This is a genomic window from Enterococcus camelliae (genome assembly GCF_042685105.1).
In the GTDB taxonomy this organism is placed as follows: domain Bacteria; phylum Bacillota; class Bacilli; order Lactobacillales; family Enterococcaceae; genus Enterococcus_G; species Enterococcus_G camelliae.
In genome coordinates, this window is sequence record NZ_JBHUMO010000072.1 from 37,108 (window position 1) to 52,048 (window position 14,941).

At 42.2% G+C, this 14,941-nt stretch carries 13 protein-coding genes; 3 read left to right on the forward strand and 10 right to left on the reverse strand.

Annotated features, from left to right (window positions below):
- Window positions 1–24: 24 nt before the first annotated feature.
- The 3 genes from ACFSR0_RS11375 to ACFSR0_RS11385 are packed head-to-tail and all read left to right on the forward strand — an operon-like array spanning window position 25 to window position 2,039.
- Window positions 25–459 (forward strand): NusG domain II-containing protein, encoded by a 435-nt coding sequence (locus ACFSR0_RS11375; protein WP_379982813.1) that lies wholly within the window; start codon window positions 25–27, stop codon window positions 457–459.
- Window positions 460–500: 41 nt separating this feature from the next.
- Complete coding sequence (locus tag ACFSR0_RS11380; protein WP_379982815.1) at window positions 501–1,034, forward strand: Gx transporter family protein; 534 nt, start codon at window positions 501–503, stop codon at window positions 1,032–1,034.
- Between the two features lie 18 nt (window positions 1,035–1,052).
- Complete coding sequence (locus ACFSR0_RS11385; protein WP_379982817.1) at window positions 1,053–2,039, forward strand: polyprenyl synthetase family protein; 987 nt, start codon at window positions 1,053–1,055, stop codon at window positions 2,037–2,039.
- 127 nt (window positions 2,040–2,166) lie between these two features.
- On the opposite strand, the gene gor is transcribed toward ACFSR0_RS11385, so the two are convergent.
- The 10 genes from gor to def form a co-directional block, all read right to left on the reverse strand.
- On the reverse strand, window positions 2,167–3,516 hold the full coding sequence (gene gor / locus ACFSR0_RS11390) for a glutathione-disulfide reductase (RefSeq protein WP_379983014.1): 1,350 nt from the start codon (window positions 3,514–3,516) through the stop codon (window positions 2,167–2,169).
- Window positions 3,517–3,664: 148 nt separating this feature from the next.
- The gene (locus ACFSR0_RS11395; RefSeq protein WP_379982819.1) at window positions 3,665–4,906 is read right to left on the reverse strand and encodes a peptidase U32 family protein; all 1,242 of its coding nucleotides are present in this window, start codon (window positions 4,904–4,906) and stop codon (window positions 3,665–3,667) included.
- 21 nt (window positions 4,907–4,927) lie between these two features.
- Window positions 4,928–5,848, reverse strand: a complete 921-nt coding sequence (locus ACFSR0_RS11400) for a peptidase U32 family protein (RefSeq protein ID WP_379982821.1) — start codon at window positions 5,846–5,848, stop codon at window positions 4,928–4,930.
- A 200-nt stretch (window positions 5,849–6,048) separates the two neighbouring features.
- Window positions 6,049–8,529: an ATP-dependent Clp protease ATP-binding subunit gene (locus ACFSR0_RS11405; protein WP_379982823.1), complete on the reverse strand. Its 2,481-nt coding sequence runs from the start codon at window positions 8,527–8,529 to the stop codon at window positions 6,049–6,051.
- A gap of 5 nt (window positions 8,530–8,534) precedes the next feature.
- Complete coding sequence (locus ACFSR0_RS11410) at window positions 8,535–9,002, reverse strand: CtsR family transcriptional regulator (protein ID WP_379982825.1); 468 nt, start codon at window positions 9,000–9,002, stop codon at window positions 8,535–8,537.
- A gap of 230 nt (window positions 9,003–9,232) precedes the next feature.
- Complete coding sequence (gene pknB / locus ACFSR0_RS11415; RefSeq protein ID WP_379982827.1) at window positions 9,233–11,404, reverse strand: Stk1 family PASTA domain-containing Ser/Thr kinase; 2,172 nt, start codon at window positions 11,402–11,404, stop codon at window positions 9,233–9,235.
- On the reverse strand, window positions 11,397–12,140 hold the full coding sequence (locus ACFSR0_RS11420) for a Stp1/IreP family PP2C-type Ser/Thr phosphatase (protein WP_379982828.1): 744 nt from the start codon (window positions 12,138–12,140) through the stop codon (window positions 11,397–11,399). Before ACFSR0_RS11420 ends, pknB begins: the two co-directional genes overlap by 8 nt.
- Window positions 12,141–12,153: 13 nt before the next feature.
- Window positions 12,154–13,512: a 16S rRNA (cytosine(967)-C(5))-methyltransferase RsmB gene (rsmB, locus tag ACFSR0_RS11425; RefSeq protein ID WP_379982829.1), complete on the reverse strand. Its 1,359-nt coding sequence runs from the start codon at window positions 13,510–13,512 to the stop codon at window positions 12,154–12,156.
- Window positions 13,505–14,449: a methionyl-tRNA formyltransferase gene (fmt, locus tag ACFSR0_RS11430; RefSeq protein WP_379982830.1), complete on the reverse strand. Its 945-nt coding sequence runs from the start codon at window positions 14,447–14,449 to the stop codon at window positions 13,505–13,507. The genes rsmB and fmt overlap by 8 nt, the downstream gene beginning before the upstream one ends.
- Window positions 14,442–14,933 (reverse strand): peptide deformylase, encoded by a 492-nt coding sequence (def, locus tag ACFSR0_RS11435; protein WP_379982832.1) that lies wholly within the window; start codon window positions 14,931–14,933, stop codon window positions 14,442–14,444. The genes fmt and def overlap by 8 nt, the downstream gene beginning before the upstream one ends.
- Between the last annotated feature and the right edge of the window lie 8 nt (window positions 14,934–14,941).

Consider the following 14,941-nt stretch of genomic DNA (forward strand, 5'->3'; position numbering starts at 1 on the left):
TATCAAAAATAAAGGAGACCGTTCATGCAATTCAAACAATTTTTTCGTAATAGCCGCATGAAGCCATGGGACGGTGTCATCATCTTACTCTTAATCTTGTTTTCTTTTCTTCCGCTCGTTATTTTTAGCTATCAGCAAACTGCTGCTACACCTATAAAGGATCAAAAAAAAGCAACCACCGCTGTCCTGCGAGTAGATGGAAAAGAAATTCGTACTTTTTCACTAGCACAAAAAGGAAAAACCTATACATATAAATACGAAGCTGACGATGGGGACTATAACATCATCGAAGTATCTGGTAACAAAATACGGATTAGTGATGCAAATTGTGGCGATTTAATTTGTGTTCAAAGAGGATGGATTTCTAAAAAAGGCGAAAGCATTGTCTGTTTACCTCACAAATTAGTTATTGAAATTCAAACTTCTGCGGGAGGTGACGATGGCGAATTAATTTATTGATTTTCGCCCTTCTTATGACCTCAACTCACTTAAGAAAGATTATGTTCATCTCTTTACTAGTTGCCCAAGGTGTCATCATAGGTTTAATTGAAAATATGATTCCCTATCCCTTTGGTTTTGCTCCTGGAGCCAAACTAGGTTTAGCCAATTTAATTACAATTATTGCTTTATTTACCATGCCCAAAAAGGATAGTTTCTTGTTAATCTGGCTCAGGTTATTATTGACCACCTTGTTAGGTGGAACCATCTCCACTTTCTTATATAGTATGAGCGGTGCCCTGCTTAGTTATTTTGGTATGTTGCTAGTCAAACAGTTGGGACCAAAACGTGTCAGCATTATTGGAATCAGTGCAACAGGGGGCTTCATGCATAATGTTGGTCAACTAGTGACTGCCTCATTTATCGCACAGTCGTGGACGGTGATGTTGTACCTTCCCGTCTTATCTTTTTTAGGTATTCTTTCCGGACTTGCAATTGGGATTGCTGCAAATTACCTTTTGCAGCGTGTCGAAACGTTAAAAAAATTCCGTCGTGAATACGAACGACAAACAAAACAAATATGGTTCACAGACTAATCGAGAGAGGAATCGACTATGGAACTTCACCCAATGTGGAATGCTTATCCAACTTTACAAAATGAATTAGGCGAAACGTTATCTTTAATGGAAAATGCGGTCCGCTTAAAAAACAAACCGGTTGAACAAGCTGTTTTACAAATGATTCATGCCGGGGGAAAGATGCTACGCCCAGCTTATCAATTGCTGTTCTCCGGTTTTGGGCCTGAAAGGGATCGAAAAAAAGCCACAGCAATTGCTGCGGCCATCGAAATGCTACATACGGCAACGTTGATCCATGACGATATTGTTGATGAAGCAGATCTTCGTCGTGGATTGCCGAGTGTCCGTTCACAATTCGGCAACAGTGTAGCAGTCTATGCAGGAGATTATTTATTTGTTTCTTGTTTTAAGCTGATGTCCAATTATGCATCTTCAATGAAAAGTCTACAAATTCATTCGCGTAGCATGGAATCCATTTTAAATGGTGAACTGGGCCAAATGAATAATCGTTACAAGATTGATCTTTCTGTAGACGCCTATCTCGAGGCGATTTCTGGAAAGACCGCCGAGCTGTTTGCATTGAGTTGCGCAATTGGTGCCTACGAGAGTGGTACGAGTCGAAAATTTGCAGAGCAGGCAGGCAAAATTGGCTTAGCGATTGGCATGGCCTTTCAAATTATGGATGATATCCTGGACTACACCCAAGATCAAACCAATCTGGGAAAGCCTGTTCTAGAGGATGTGAAACAAGGCGTCTATTCTTTGCCTTTGATTTTGGCGTTGGAAACCGATGCAACGCAATTACGACCTTTACTTGAAAAGCGTGCGCAACTCTCTGACAAAGATCAAAAGTTTATTTTTGACCTCGTCCATGAATTAGGTGGGGTCACGCGTGCCCACCATTATGCCCAAAAATACACAGATGAAGCTTTGACCCTTATCCAAAAATTACCCACCACACCTGGGAATGAACGGGAGCAATTGGCGACGCTAACAAAAACCATTCTGTTCCGTCAATCATAAAAAACAACCTTAGTTGAAAGTCAAAACGTGAAGAAGACTTTCAGCTAGGGTTGTTTTTTTTATGAACCTATCTTCTTCGTCTCCACACTTCGCTTAATTGCTGTCGTTTAGAAGGTTCTTCTCTCACTCAACGCATGGTGACAAATTCTTCCGCACCGGTCGGATGAATCGCAACTGTATTATCGAAATCAGCTTTTGTTGCTCCCATTTTAATCGCCACGGCAAACCCTTGTAACATTTCATCCACTCCTCGACCAATGGCATGCAACCCAATAATTTTTTCTTCCTTGCCTAAACAGATTAATTTGATTTCACATTTTTGACGATACTCATCATTTAAGGCAAAATACATGGGCGTAAAGCGACTATGATAAATGGTTAGTTCGCTTTCTTCATACATTTCTCTAGCTGTTTGCTCAGTTAGACCAATTGTCGCAATCGGTGGATGGGTAAATACGACAGTTGGAATCAGGTTGTAATCAAGATACAACTCTTTTTGTTGATTGAATAGGCGTTCTGATAAACGTCGGCCCGCCGCAATCGCAACCGGGGTAAGTTCCACCGCTCCTGTCACATCGCCCACTGCGTAAATTCCCTCACTGGTTGTTGTTTGATATTTATCCACTTGAACAAACCCTTTTTCATCTAGAGAAACAGCCGTCTTTTCTAAACCTAATTTTTCGGTATTGGGCTTTCTCCCTCCTGCAAAGAGCACGCAATCACTAGAAATGATTCGTCCATCCTCAAAGAACGTTTGATAGCCATCGCCCACTTTTTCGATTTTACTGACTACCGCATCTTTCCACATTTGGATGCCCATTTCTTGATACATCTCAACTAAATTGGCTGAGAGCATTTGATCAAAAGTTCTTAATGGATACTCTCTTCGATAAGCCCAAGTGACTTGGCCACCTAGACCATGAACCACGCCACTTAATTCCGCCGCAATATATCCGCCTCCAATAATCAGCATTTTTGGGGGTAATGCTTTCAATTCAAAGAACCCATTTGAATCAATGGCATACTCGCCTCCTGGAATGGTCAATTGCTTTGGTCTGCCACCTGTAGCAATTAAAATATGTTTGGCTTGATAGAGATGGTTATCCACAGAAATAGTCGAGTTATCCACAAAATGTGCATAACCTTTGCAAACAGTGACGTGGTTTCCGTCCAAACCTTTTTGATATGCGCCATGAAGGAAGGTAATGTAGTTCTCACGGTTATCCACAAGTTTTGAAAAATCAATTTTATCCACAGGTGCATAAATGCCATAGCCTGCTGCATCACGTCGCAAACTTTCTACTAAATCACTTGCCTGCCACATTACTTTTTTCGGAACACAACCCACGTTCACACAGGTACCACCCAGTTCATTGCCTTCGACTAGTAACACCTTTGCTCCATGCATGCCAGCACGGTTGGCAGAGGCAATGCCTCCGCTACCACCACCTATTACAATATAATCATATGTCTCAATTTGGCTCATAGTCCCACTCCTTCGACTAACATCTTTCCTTCCTACGCTACCATTTCACTGAGATTGGGTCAAGCTACTCAACCTGTGGAAAAATGAAAATGATGCTTCAAGTTCGCAGAAGCCAACTCGTCGCATCATTTTCCCTTTGTTATTTCTTTTTGCGAATCATGTCACCCACTTGAACGGGTTGCAGAACGGGCATAGTCAAAAGCATCATGGGATTAGGTGCCCGATCAATTGCTTCCCCTTCTTCATTTTTCATTTCCTCAACGGTTTGTTCAAAGTGATGAAAATGAGGCCCATAAAACTCAACTTCATCGCCAATAGAAAAATGATTGCGTTGACGAATTGTAGCAATTTTTGTTTGTTCATCATAGGCCATCACTTCACCAATAAATTTGTACTCAGGAATCTTGCGTCGTTCTCCGAAAAGCTGCTCGTTTTCTGTGGGTATTTGATAATAAAACCCCGTTGCCAATTCTCGTTGAGCCACTTTCCATAATTCATCAATCCATTCCTGCTTGCAGACATAATTCTCAGGATCGGCCATATAGCTGTCAACAGCCGCTTTATAGACATTCGCCACGGTCGAGACATAATGAATCGACTTCATCCGCCCTTCAATTTTGAAACTGTCTACACCATTTTGAATCAAATCTGGAATATGCTCAATCATTGACATATCGACTGCGCTCATCGAAAATTCCTCTGTTACTGCACCTTGATTCGTTAAGCTACGTCGCTCGGAACCAAATGGTAGATCATACAAATCATATTTCCAACGACAAGATTGTGAACAACCCCCGCGGTTCGCATCACGCATCGACATATGGTTGGACAATGTACAGCGCCCTGAATAGGAGATGCACATTGCACCATGAATAAAGGCCTCAATTTCAATATCGGTTTTGGCTCGAATTGCGGCCACTTCAGCCATTGAAACTTCACGGGCCAATACCACCCGCTCCAGTCCTTCTTCTCGCCAAAATTCCAATGTTTCAACATTGGTAGCGGATGCTTGGGTTGATAAATGCACTGCCAAACCAGGTGCTTCCGTGATACATATCTCAATCAATGCTGGGTCGGAGACAATCACCGCTGAAATTCCCACATCTCGTAATTGTCGAAAGAACTCGCCCGCACCTTCCTGATTGCCTTCATGTGTCACCATATTTGCTGCGACATACACCTTCGCTTGATGTGCCTTAGCATAAGCAACCCCCTCTGCCATTTCTTCATAGGAAAAGTTGCCAGCCCGACTACGTAAACCGTAAGCATTCCCTCCAATATAGACGGCATCCGCCCCATAATGAATGGCTGTTTTCAGCTTTTCCAAGGTCCCCGCTGGTGCCAAAATTTCTGGCCGTTTTAGTGGTTTTTTTACTTGCATGGTAAAAGAACCCTCCTTGATTTATTTTATTTTTGCTGGATCAAGATGATAGAAGCCTGTATCAAGTTGTCGCTCTTTCGGATGAAGTGTTGCGATCTTCTCAAACAGCTTCCCTGCTTGCTCGTCATTCCAAGTACCTTTTTCCACCGCTTGACGTGCCTGATCGTATTGTTTAGCGACTTCCACTAGCGTCACCCCTGGGGTAAAAATACCATCTAATTTCCAAGTATCAAACCCATTGGCTGCAAGCTCTGCTAACTCTTTAGTCAAACAGAGATCATTATCGGCAAAAATATGTGTACCGTGACTGTCCTCAAAAATTGAATAGTGGGTTTCTGGTTTTTTCGGCTCTGCCAAAAATAACCCTCTTTCTTTGCTAATCTGTCCCTCTTGTTTAGTAAAATGATAATAATTTTGTAGTAATGGCCGTTTGGATTGATGGATACAAGTCGCTCCATATACCAACACTTCGACGGGTATTGTGACTTCTCTCGCAAGAATTTGCATCTCTTCAAAAGGAACTTCACGTGCTAGAACCGCACCAATTGCTCCTTTTTTTTGCCAGAAATTAATTTGTCGCGCGCTTGTCACCAATGTCTCTCCATCATAAATAAAGGGTATGGCTAATTCTGGCTGATGGTTCATTACATAAATGATACCCGGATCACCAATTGCAATCTGGTCTACTTCGATTTGGCGTAAAAATTTTAAATACGCCGGAATCAAGGCCATTTTTTCTGGATGCATGATGCCATTTACCGCTACTGTGACTTTCTTTCCTTTTTGATGTGCCAAAGCAACCAAATTGGCCTGTTGCTCTCTGGAAAAAGAATGCGGCAAACGCAACCCAAACTGCTCTTCTCCAAAATAGAGAGTATCTACATAAGAAAGTAACGCTTCTGCTTGCGAAAGTGATTCAACTGTTGCAATCAATTCAATCATCGTCTTTCCTCCTTCTCAACTTATTCATGTTATCACAAAGTTATTGTGAAATGAAGATTCTTTTGTTTTTTTCACGAAGAATACATCAAAATATCCATACTGATAACACAAAAAAGTTCACTTGCTACTGAGCAAATCGACCAAATGGTTTTGGCAGTTGCTCAGTAGCAGTGAACTTGGTTAAGCAGTAGCATAATACGCTAGGCTTCTTGTAATACCTTCTTATCTTTTGATTCGCGAACAGATAAGGTAATCGTCCCCTTCTTCGCACCAATCGTGACACGATCTCCTAGATGAACTTGACCAGCAAGTAAGGCTTCACTCAGACGATCTTCTACTTCTTTTTGCAACGCACGGCGAATTGGTCGGGCACCATATTCTGGATCGAAACCGACTTTGCCAATCACATCCAAGGCAGCCGGTGTAATTTTTAATTGGATTTCTTGTTCTTGTAATCGACGCACAATGGATTGACTCATAATTTTGACAATTTCATGAATTTCGTCTTTGTTTAATGCGCGGAAAACGACCGTTTCGTCAATACGATTTAAGAATTCTGGTCGATAAGCTTTTTTCAATTCCTGCATGATACGTTTTTGCATGGCTTGATAATCTTTGCTGACATCAACAACATTAAAGCCGACATTTTTTTCTTCACGAATTTGTGTTGCGCCAATATTGGAGGTCATAATCAGAATCGTATTTTTGAAATCAACATTGCGCCCTTTTGAATCAGTCAGACGTCCATCGTCTAGGACTTGTAGTAAAATATTGAATACATCCGGATGAGCTTTTTCGACTTCATCTAACAAGATAACGGAATATGGTTTTGAACGAACTTTCTCTGTTAGCTGTCCTCCTTCATCGTAACCTACATAACCGGGAGGGGAGCCAATCAAGCGAGAAGTACTGTATTTCTCCATGTATTCAGACATGTCTACTCGGATGAGCGCATCTTCACTACCAAACATTGCTTCGGCTAAAGCTTTTGCTAATTCTGTTTTTCCTACACCAGTTGGGCCTAAGAACATAAAGGAACCAATTGGTCGATTGGGATCTTTCAACCCACTACGCGCCCGTCGAATAGCCCGTGCAACTGCTTTTACAGCTTCATCTTGCCCCACAACCCTCTGATGCAAAATCGTTTCGAGTTGTAACAGCCGATCGCTTTCTTTTTTCTCCAATTGATTTAATGGTATTCCGGTCCATTGCGAAACGACACCCGCTACATCTTCGGCAGTGACCTCATCTTGATAACTTGCTACTTCACTAGCTTCTTTTAGTGTAAGGGCAGCTAATTCTTGACTCACAGCCTTTTCCTTTTGACGAATGCTTGCTGCTTCGTCAAAGGCCTGTTCGCGAATCGCCAACTCCTTTTGCTCCATTAAATGCACCAATTGATTTTGTAGCACGGTCGAACGGGTCGCTTCATCTGCTTTATCTAAACGCACCTTTGCCGCACTTTCGTCCATCAAATCAATGGCTTTATCTGGCAATTGACGAGAATTAATATAGCGAATGGATAACTGAACAGCCGCATGTAGTGCTTCATCCGTGATTTCTACACCATGGTGCTCTTCATAACGTGGTCGTAATCCTTTTAAGATTTCTTCTGCTTCTTCGGCGGTAGGTTCATCAATTTGTACCCGAGCAAACCGTCTTTCTAAAGCAGAGTCTTTTTCGATATATTTTTGGTATTCATCCAAAGTCGTTGCACCAATTGTTTGTAACTCCCCACGTGCCAAAGCTGGCTTCAAGATATTGGAAGCATCAATTGCGCCTTCCGCACCACCTGCCCCAATTAGCGTGTGTAGTTCATCAATAAATAAAATGATTTGACCGTCTTGATAAATTTCATCAATAATTTTTTTCATCCGGTCTTCAAATTCTCCACGGTATTTCGTACCTGCCACTAAAGCCCCCATATCCAACATCATCAGGCGCTTTTGTTGCATATCATCTGGCACTTCCCCGTTGACAATTTTTTGGGCTAACCCTTCTGCAATCGCCGTTTTTCCTACACCTGGTTCGCCAACTAATACTGGGTTGTTCTTCGTACGACGGCTAAGAATTTGAATCAGCCGTTTCACTTCTTTGGTCCGTCCAACAACGGGATCCAAACGATTTTCTCTGGCAAGTTTGGTCAAATCGCGTGCAAGTGCGTCTAATGTCGGGGTCCCCTCTGTTTGATTAGAAGAACGCGTTTGCCGACGACGATTCCCTGCGGATTTGTTTTCTGTTACGCCCATGGTTTTTTTCAGTAATTGTCGTACTTTTGCGAGACTAAATCCTAAATTTAAGACGATACGCGAAGCCAAAATTTCTTCATCACGCAACAATCCTAACAGCAAATGCTCCGTTCCGATTTGAGGTGAACCAAATCGTTTGGCTTCATCCCCTGCATAGGCAAAAATTTGTCTGGCTCTTGGCGAATAGGGTAGAAAACTCCCTTCTGGATAAACTTTAACCATACCATATCCGGTTAAATGTTCAATTTCTTCGCGAACATCATTTTCCTGAACATTCATTTCGCGTAATACTTTACCGGCTATGCCTTCTTGTTCGATTATGAGTGCCAACAATAGGTGCTCAGAACCGACCGATTGGTGTTTAAAATATTTTGCTTCTTCTTGAGCAATGGCTAAGACGGCCTTTGCTCTTGGGGTGAATAATTCATCCATACTAGTCACTTCCTATCTTCATAACTCAGACGTTCCAGTAGGGCACGCATGAGAGACGCACGAATTTGATCTTCCTCTTTGGAAACACTTAACACATTTTTGGCAATTGCCGTTAATAACAAATGGCCTTCCCGTTTTGTCACAATGCCTTCTTCATACAACTTTTGGATAATAGCGACTGCATCTTTTTCTGTCAATTCGCCGTCAAACAATCTTTTGATATGTTCTAAAAACTGATGGCAATTACTCATACGAACTTTTTCAATTCGAATGTACCCGCCGCCACCTCGCTTACTCTCGACACTATAGCCACGAGTAACTGTAAAGCGCGTATTAATGACATAATTAATTTGTGAGGGAACGCAATGAAACAAATCAGCCATCTCGGCACGCCGGATTTCAATGATTTCACTCTCTTCTAAAATCTGCTTAATGTAAGCTTCGATTAAATCAGAGGTATTTTGTTGTGCCATAAATCCGTTCCTCCCTTGACTAATACTGACCTTAATTATACCCAATTTTTTTCACAATGAAAAGAAGAAGGCTCGCAACTTAGGTAAGGGGCTGCTTTGCTTTTCACTATACAACGATTTTTCAGAAGAAACAAATGTTCACTATGCTTCAATTAATCTTTTTTAAATTTGGATAAAACAAAATCATTCTCATCTAACGAAGCTATCCGTTAAACGAGAATGATTTGGGTTTATGGGATTGTGATTTGGCCAGCTTGACTGGCTTGTTGATTGACAACTTGCGAACCATTTCTAGTCACTGTAATGGTTGCTTTGTTATTGCCACTAACCGTGATAGAAACTGCTTGGTTATAAGTTGGATTATCTTTTGTCAACACTACTTCATTAACTTGACCATGAGGGGCTTCGGCACCATTAATTGAAACCACTACCTTTTGCTCTGCCGGACCATTTGCATCATAAGTGGCACTAAAATTGATGGTAAAGGTTTTGTCCTCAGGTTCCTCCGGTTCTTTTCCTTTAGACAAGACTACTGCAATGGAGGTTCCTTTGTCGACCGTGCTACCCGCCTGATCATTACTGATAACCGAACCTTCTTTAATAGTATCACTGTATTCTTCACTGGTGGTCATTTTTAATCCGGCATCACTTAGCGCTTTGGCTGCCTCTGCTTGCGTTTTGCCTTTTAAATCAGGGACGGTTACTTGTTCTTTGCCCTTACTAACAACAAGTGTAATCGTTGTATCTCCTGGAACGGCTTGTGTCCCGCCACCTGGATTTTGAGAAATAACAACATCTTTCGCTTGGTCACTAAATTCTTGAACAATCGTCGGAGTAGAAAAACCTGCCGTTACTAGCATATTGACTGCATCTGATTGGCTCATCCCTACAACACTTGGTACGGAAACAGGTTTTTTCCCTTCACTGACAACAAATTTCACTTTTGCCTCACTGGGCACTACTTTCTCATCTGCTTTCGGCGTTTGAGAAATAATTTTGCCACTCGCAACCTCATCGTCATATTTTTCAGTAACGGTAATATTTTCTTCTTTAAAACCAAGATCTGTTAGCGACCGTTTTGCATCGTCGATGGACTGATCGGTATAATCTTGCATGGCAACTTTATCTTTTCCGGTTGATATGTACAATGTCACCTGTCTATTTTTCTTCACTTCCGTCCCTGCTTGTGGATCTGTACGGACAATATTGCCTTTTTCAATTTTGTCACTTGCCACTTTTTTCGGTGTATCGTTCACTTTTAAGCCAGCAGTTGTTAACTTTTCAACAGCTTCCGTCTGACTAAGATTGCTAACGTCCGGCACTGTCACTTCATGTCGACCACCCGCATATACCCAATAGGTACCAGCTAGCATAAAAATAGCCAGTACAATGATTGGTAAAATCCACCAACGTCGATGGTTCTTTTTTTTCTTTGCTTCCTCGGGTAAGGAGGCTTCCGTTTCTGGTATCTCTGCTGGTTTTCCGTGTGGCTCACTCGCGGACTCTCCACTGACGGGTTCAATGACTCTCGTCTCATCAATTGGCGGTATTGGCTGCCATTTTGGCTCATTGGCACGAGCTGCATCCAATGAAGTATACAAATCTCCTTGCATTTCCTCTGTTGTTTTGTAGCGATCAATAGGATCTTTCGCAGTTGCCTTTAACACGACGTTCTCTAGAGCTTGTGGAACTTGTTGATTATATAAATGAATATCTGGTAACGCATCTTGAAAATGCTTCAAAGCGATGGTTACAGCTGATTCTCCATCAAATGGCACGCGGCCGGTCAGCATTTCGTACAAAATGATGCCCATTGCATAGATATCTGATTGATTGGTTGCCATGCTTCCTCGTGCTTGTTCAGGTGAAAGATAGTGCACAGAACCTAACATCGAATTTGTTTGGGTAATCGATGTTTCGGATAGAGCAATGGCAATCCCAAAATCAGTAATTTTTACGACACCCTCTTCATTCATCAAGATATTTTGTGGCTTTAAGTCACGATGAATGATGCGATGTTGATGCGCCAATGACATCGCTGATAAGATTTGGTCCATGATGTCGACAACTTTATCGTAAGGAATTGGATAATGTGTTTGAATGTACCGTTTCAAGTCCATTCCTTTGACATATTCCATCACCAAGTACTGTTGACCATCTTCTTCCCCAACATCATAAACAGATACAATATTAGGATGCACCAATTCTGTAGCAGCTAAAGCTTCCCGCTGAAAACGACGAATAGCGGATTGATCATTTTGAAAATCGTACCGCAACACTTTCACTGCTACTTCACGATCTAGAATCAAATCACGGGCTAAAAAAACATTTGCCATCCCGCCACTGCCAATATTCCCGATGATCAGGTACCGCTCATTTATTTTTTTCCCAATATCAAGCAAGTTCGTCACCTCCATAATGCAGCAAGAGGGCCGTAATATTATCGAATCCTCCGTGCTCGTTCGCACAATCAATCAGTGATTGCAAGGCGGTCGGCATTGATGGGCTTTCTTCAATGATTTGTGCCATCTCTCCGTCTGTCACCATATTCGTTAATCCATCTGAACACAACAATAAATAATCGCCAGGTCGATAAAAATGATTGGCAACATCCACTTCTAAGCCATTAGGCATGCCAATGGAGCGAGTTAGAACATTCTTTCTTGGATGGTTAACGGCCATTTCAGGCGTAATTTCCCCTGATTTCACCAAAGCGTTAACCAATGAATGATCTTCCGTCAATTGAATGAGTTCTTCTTGGCGCAACAAATAAATGCGGCTATCTCCTACGTAAGCAATCGTAAATTGATCACCAATGCTCACTACCGCAACAATCGTTGTTCCCATGCCATTTAATTCGGCCTTTGATTGTCCCATTTCTCTGATTACCTGATTTTCATCTTGAATCGTTTGGATGAGCCATTTGGTTGCAGCTTCACTATCAGACACCTCAGATTCTTGCCATTTTTTCCCAATGTCCTCGACCGCTTGCATACTCGCAACGTCTCCAGCTTGGTGCCCGCCCATGCCATCTGCCAATAATGCTAAGAGATAGCCTTGGGAATTGTAATACACTTGTGCATAATCTTGATTGGTATGGCGCTTCTTTCCAACATCACTTAAAAAACAGACTTCCATTCTCGTCACCTCATTACTTCTTCTGCAAACAACTAATAAAAAAGCCATCTGTATGGTACATTTGTGGGTAGATTGTCAACATTTGATTGGCTAACGCTGGACGCACATGCTCATTTACATTAGGCGTCACTAATTCAAATTCTGGGTGGTTTGCTAAAAAAGCATTCACCACTTGTTCGTTCTCTTCTTCCATGATTGTACACGTACTATAGACCAATCGTCCACCTGATTTCAAACTTGGTGCAACGCTTTCGAGGATACTTAACTGAATCTTCGGTAAATTTTGAAAATCCTGAGGCGTTTTTTGATATTTAATATCCGGTTTACGGCGGATTAAGCCAATCCCTGAACAAGGTGCGTCAACTAAGATACGATCAAAGGTTTCGTTCGGGACAACCTTGGCAACGTCCCGTGCATCTAATTGTCTGGCCCTCACAACATCTTCAACCTGTAGCCGTTCAGCATTTTCCTGAATTAAAGCTACTTTATGAGAATGAATATCTAATGCAAGTACCTCGCCACCTTTTTTGGCATCCAGATACGTAGCGATATGCGTCGTCTTTCCTCCTGGAGCAGCACAAGCATCTAAGACTTTGTCACCTGGCTGTACATCCAAAATAGGTGCGACAAGCATAGAGCTTTCATCTTGAATGGTCATTCGTCCCTGTTGAAAGAGCGTACTCCCCGCTAAAAAACCTTTTTCAGCAACGATTCCCACAGATGAAAGCAAGCTTGGCTTGGCAACTATCCCTTCATTTGCCAATTCCGCAATAGCTTGTTGGATGGTGCACCATCGGGTATCGACTCGAGCGCTAACATGGCTAGGTTTCATGAGCGACTCGCCCAGCTTTTCCGTCGCTTCCATCCCAATTTGTTGGACCAAAGCTTGGACCAACCAGATTGGTAAGCTATAGGAAATGGCGACTCGTTCCAAATGATCATCGATTGCCTGCACATCGGGTACACCCACTCGTTGGATTTGCCTTAATACACCATTAACAAACTGACCAATACCTATATTTCCACGGTATTTGGCAATTTCAACCGCTTCATTTACAATTGCATGGTTTGGCACTTTATCTAAAAATGTGAATTGGTAGACGGACATTCGCAACAAACACTGGACCCATCTATCAACTTTTTTGGTTTTTTTTAAAAATGGCGCCAAATAGTAGTCCAAACGCAATTGATTGCCCACGGCTCCATAGACAAGCTCTGTCAATAGACGCGCATCCTTCTCGTTCAAGTGGGTGGTTTCAATGGCCTCTTTAATTGCCAAATTCGAATAGGCTCCCCCTTTATCAATACGCTCCAGTAATGTAAATGCGACAAAGCGCACGGTTTTTGTCAGTCCATTGGCTTTTTTACTCACCGAGTCGTTCACCTACCTGTAATTGTTGACCATTACCATTCAGAAAATTTTCAATGGTTTGTTCGCCCTTACCTGCCGGCTTCAAACGTAAGATCTGTAGAACGGTTCCTTCCCCACAAGCAATGGCCAAAATCGTTTTTGTTTTCTCAATAATGGTTCCAGGCAAAGCTTGGGTTCTCATAACTTGTGGCTGAACTGCAAGCATTTTCCATCGTGTTCCTTTATACGTCGTAAAAGCAACTGGCCAAGGGCGCATCCCCCTCACTTGACAATCAATCTGATGAGCCGTTTTTTGCCAATCAATCGCTTCTTGTTCACGTGTAATATTGGGTGAAAAGGTCACTGCTTCCTCATCCTGTGGAACAGGCTTCAGGGCACCAGATAATAACGTTGGCAAGGTACGTAACAACAATTCTCTTCCAAGCAGACTTAATTTGTCAAACATTGTCCCAACGTCATCCGTAGAAGTAATTGGTAAGCTTTCTTGGGCATAGATGCCACCAGCGTCCATCTTTTTAATCATTTCCATAATCGTCACACCTGTTTCTTGCTCTCCATCAATGATTGCATAGTGAACAGGCGCTCCTCCCCGATATTTCGGTAATAAGGAGGCATGGACATTAATGGCACCCTTCGTCGGAACTTTCAACAAACTTTCCGGTAAAAACTGACCATACGCTGCTGTCACTAGTAAATCCGGTTTTAGGTCGATGATTTTTGTTAGTTCCTCTGATCCAGAAAGTTTTTCAGGTTGGAAAATTGGCAGCCCCAATCTCACGGCCGCCTCTTTGACTGGTGTCGGTTGAACGACTTTTTTTCGGCCCACAGGACGGTCGGGTTGTGTCACCACAGCAAGTACATCATACCCACTGTCAATGAGTCCTTCGAGAATCGGCACCGAAAATTGTGGTGTGCCCATAAATACTAATTTAGTCATTTTCATGCTCCTCGTAATAGTTTGCTAACGCTTCTTCAGGTATCCATTCGATTACTTTATCTGTAAAAAGTATGCCATTTAAGTGATCTATTTCATGTTGGATGGCTCGCGCCAAATATCCATAGGCTGTTACTTCCATTTCATCCCCTTCACGATCAAAATAGCGAACAGTGATTTCCTCTGCCCGCTCCACCGTGCCAAATACATGGGGAATGCTTAAGCACCCTTCAACAAAAATAGTTTTTCCTTTGCTTTCGATGATTTGCGGATTAATCAGATCAAAGCGATCATTTTCATCAACTTCTACCACAGCTATCTGTAAGTTTTTGCCAATCTGGGGTGCCGCAATTCCCACACCATCATGTGCAAGCATCGTTTCATACATATCATCTAATAACTCAACAAGCTCATCTGTCAGTTCCTGAACCACCTGATTGGTTCTTCTTAATTGTTCATTTGGTTGAATAATAATTGGATAAAGCATGGTATACT

Excerpts from the sequence above, each read along its gene's own strand:
- ACFSR0_RS11375 (WP_379982813.1), top strand. The coding sequence starts at position 25 with ATGCAATTCAAACAATTTTTTCGTAATAGCCGCATGAAGCCATGGGAC.
- ACFSR0_RS11380 (WP_379982815.1), top strand. The coding sequence starts at position 501 with ATGTTCATCTCTTTACTAGTTGCCCAAGGTGTCATCATAGGTTTAATT.
- ACFSR0_RS11385 (WP_379982817.1), top strand. The coding sequence starts at position 1,053 with ATGGAACTTCACCCAATGTGGAATGCTTATCCAACTTTACAAAATGAA.
- ACFSR0_RS11395 (WP_379982819.1), bottom strand. The coding sequence starts at position 4,906 with ATGCAAGTAAAAAAACCACTAAAACGGCCAGAAATTTTGGCACCAGCG.
- ACFSR0_RS11400 (WP_379982821.1), bottom strand. The coding sequence starts at position 5,848 with ATGATTGAATTGATTGCAACAGTTGAATCACTTTCGCAAGCAGAAGCG.
- ACFSR0_RS11405 (WP_379982823.1), bottom strand. The coding sequence starts at position 8,529 with ATGGATGAATTATTCACCCCAAGAGCAAAGGCCGTCTTAGCCATTGCT.
- ACFSR0_RS11410 (WP_379982825.1), bottom strand. The coding sequence starts at position 9,002 with ATGGCACAACAAAATACCTCTGATTTAATCGAAGCTTACATTAAGCAG.
- ACFSR0_RS11420 (WP_379982828.1), bottom strand. The coding sequence starts at position 12,140 with ATGGAAGTCTGTTTTTTAAGTGATGTTGGAAAGAAGCGCCATACCAAT.
- fmt (WP_379982830.1), bottom strand. The coding sequence starts at position 14,449 with ATGACTAAATTAGTATTTATGGGCACACCACAATTTTCGGTGCCGATT.
- def (WP_379982832.1), bottom strand. The coding sequence starts at position 14,933 with ATGCTTTATCCAATTATTATTCAACCAAATGAACAATTAAGAAGAACC.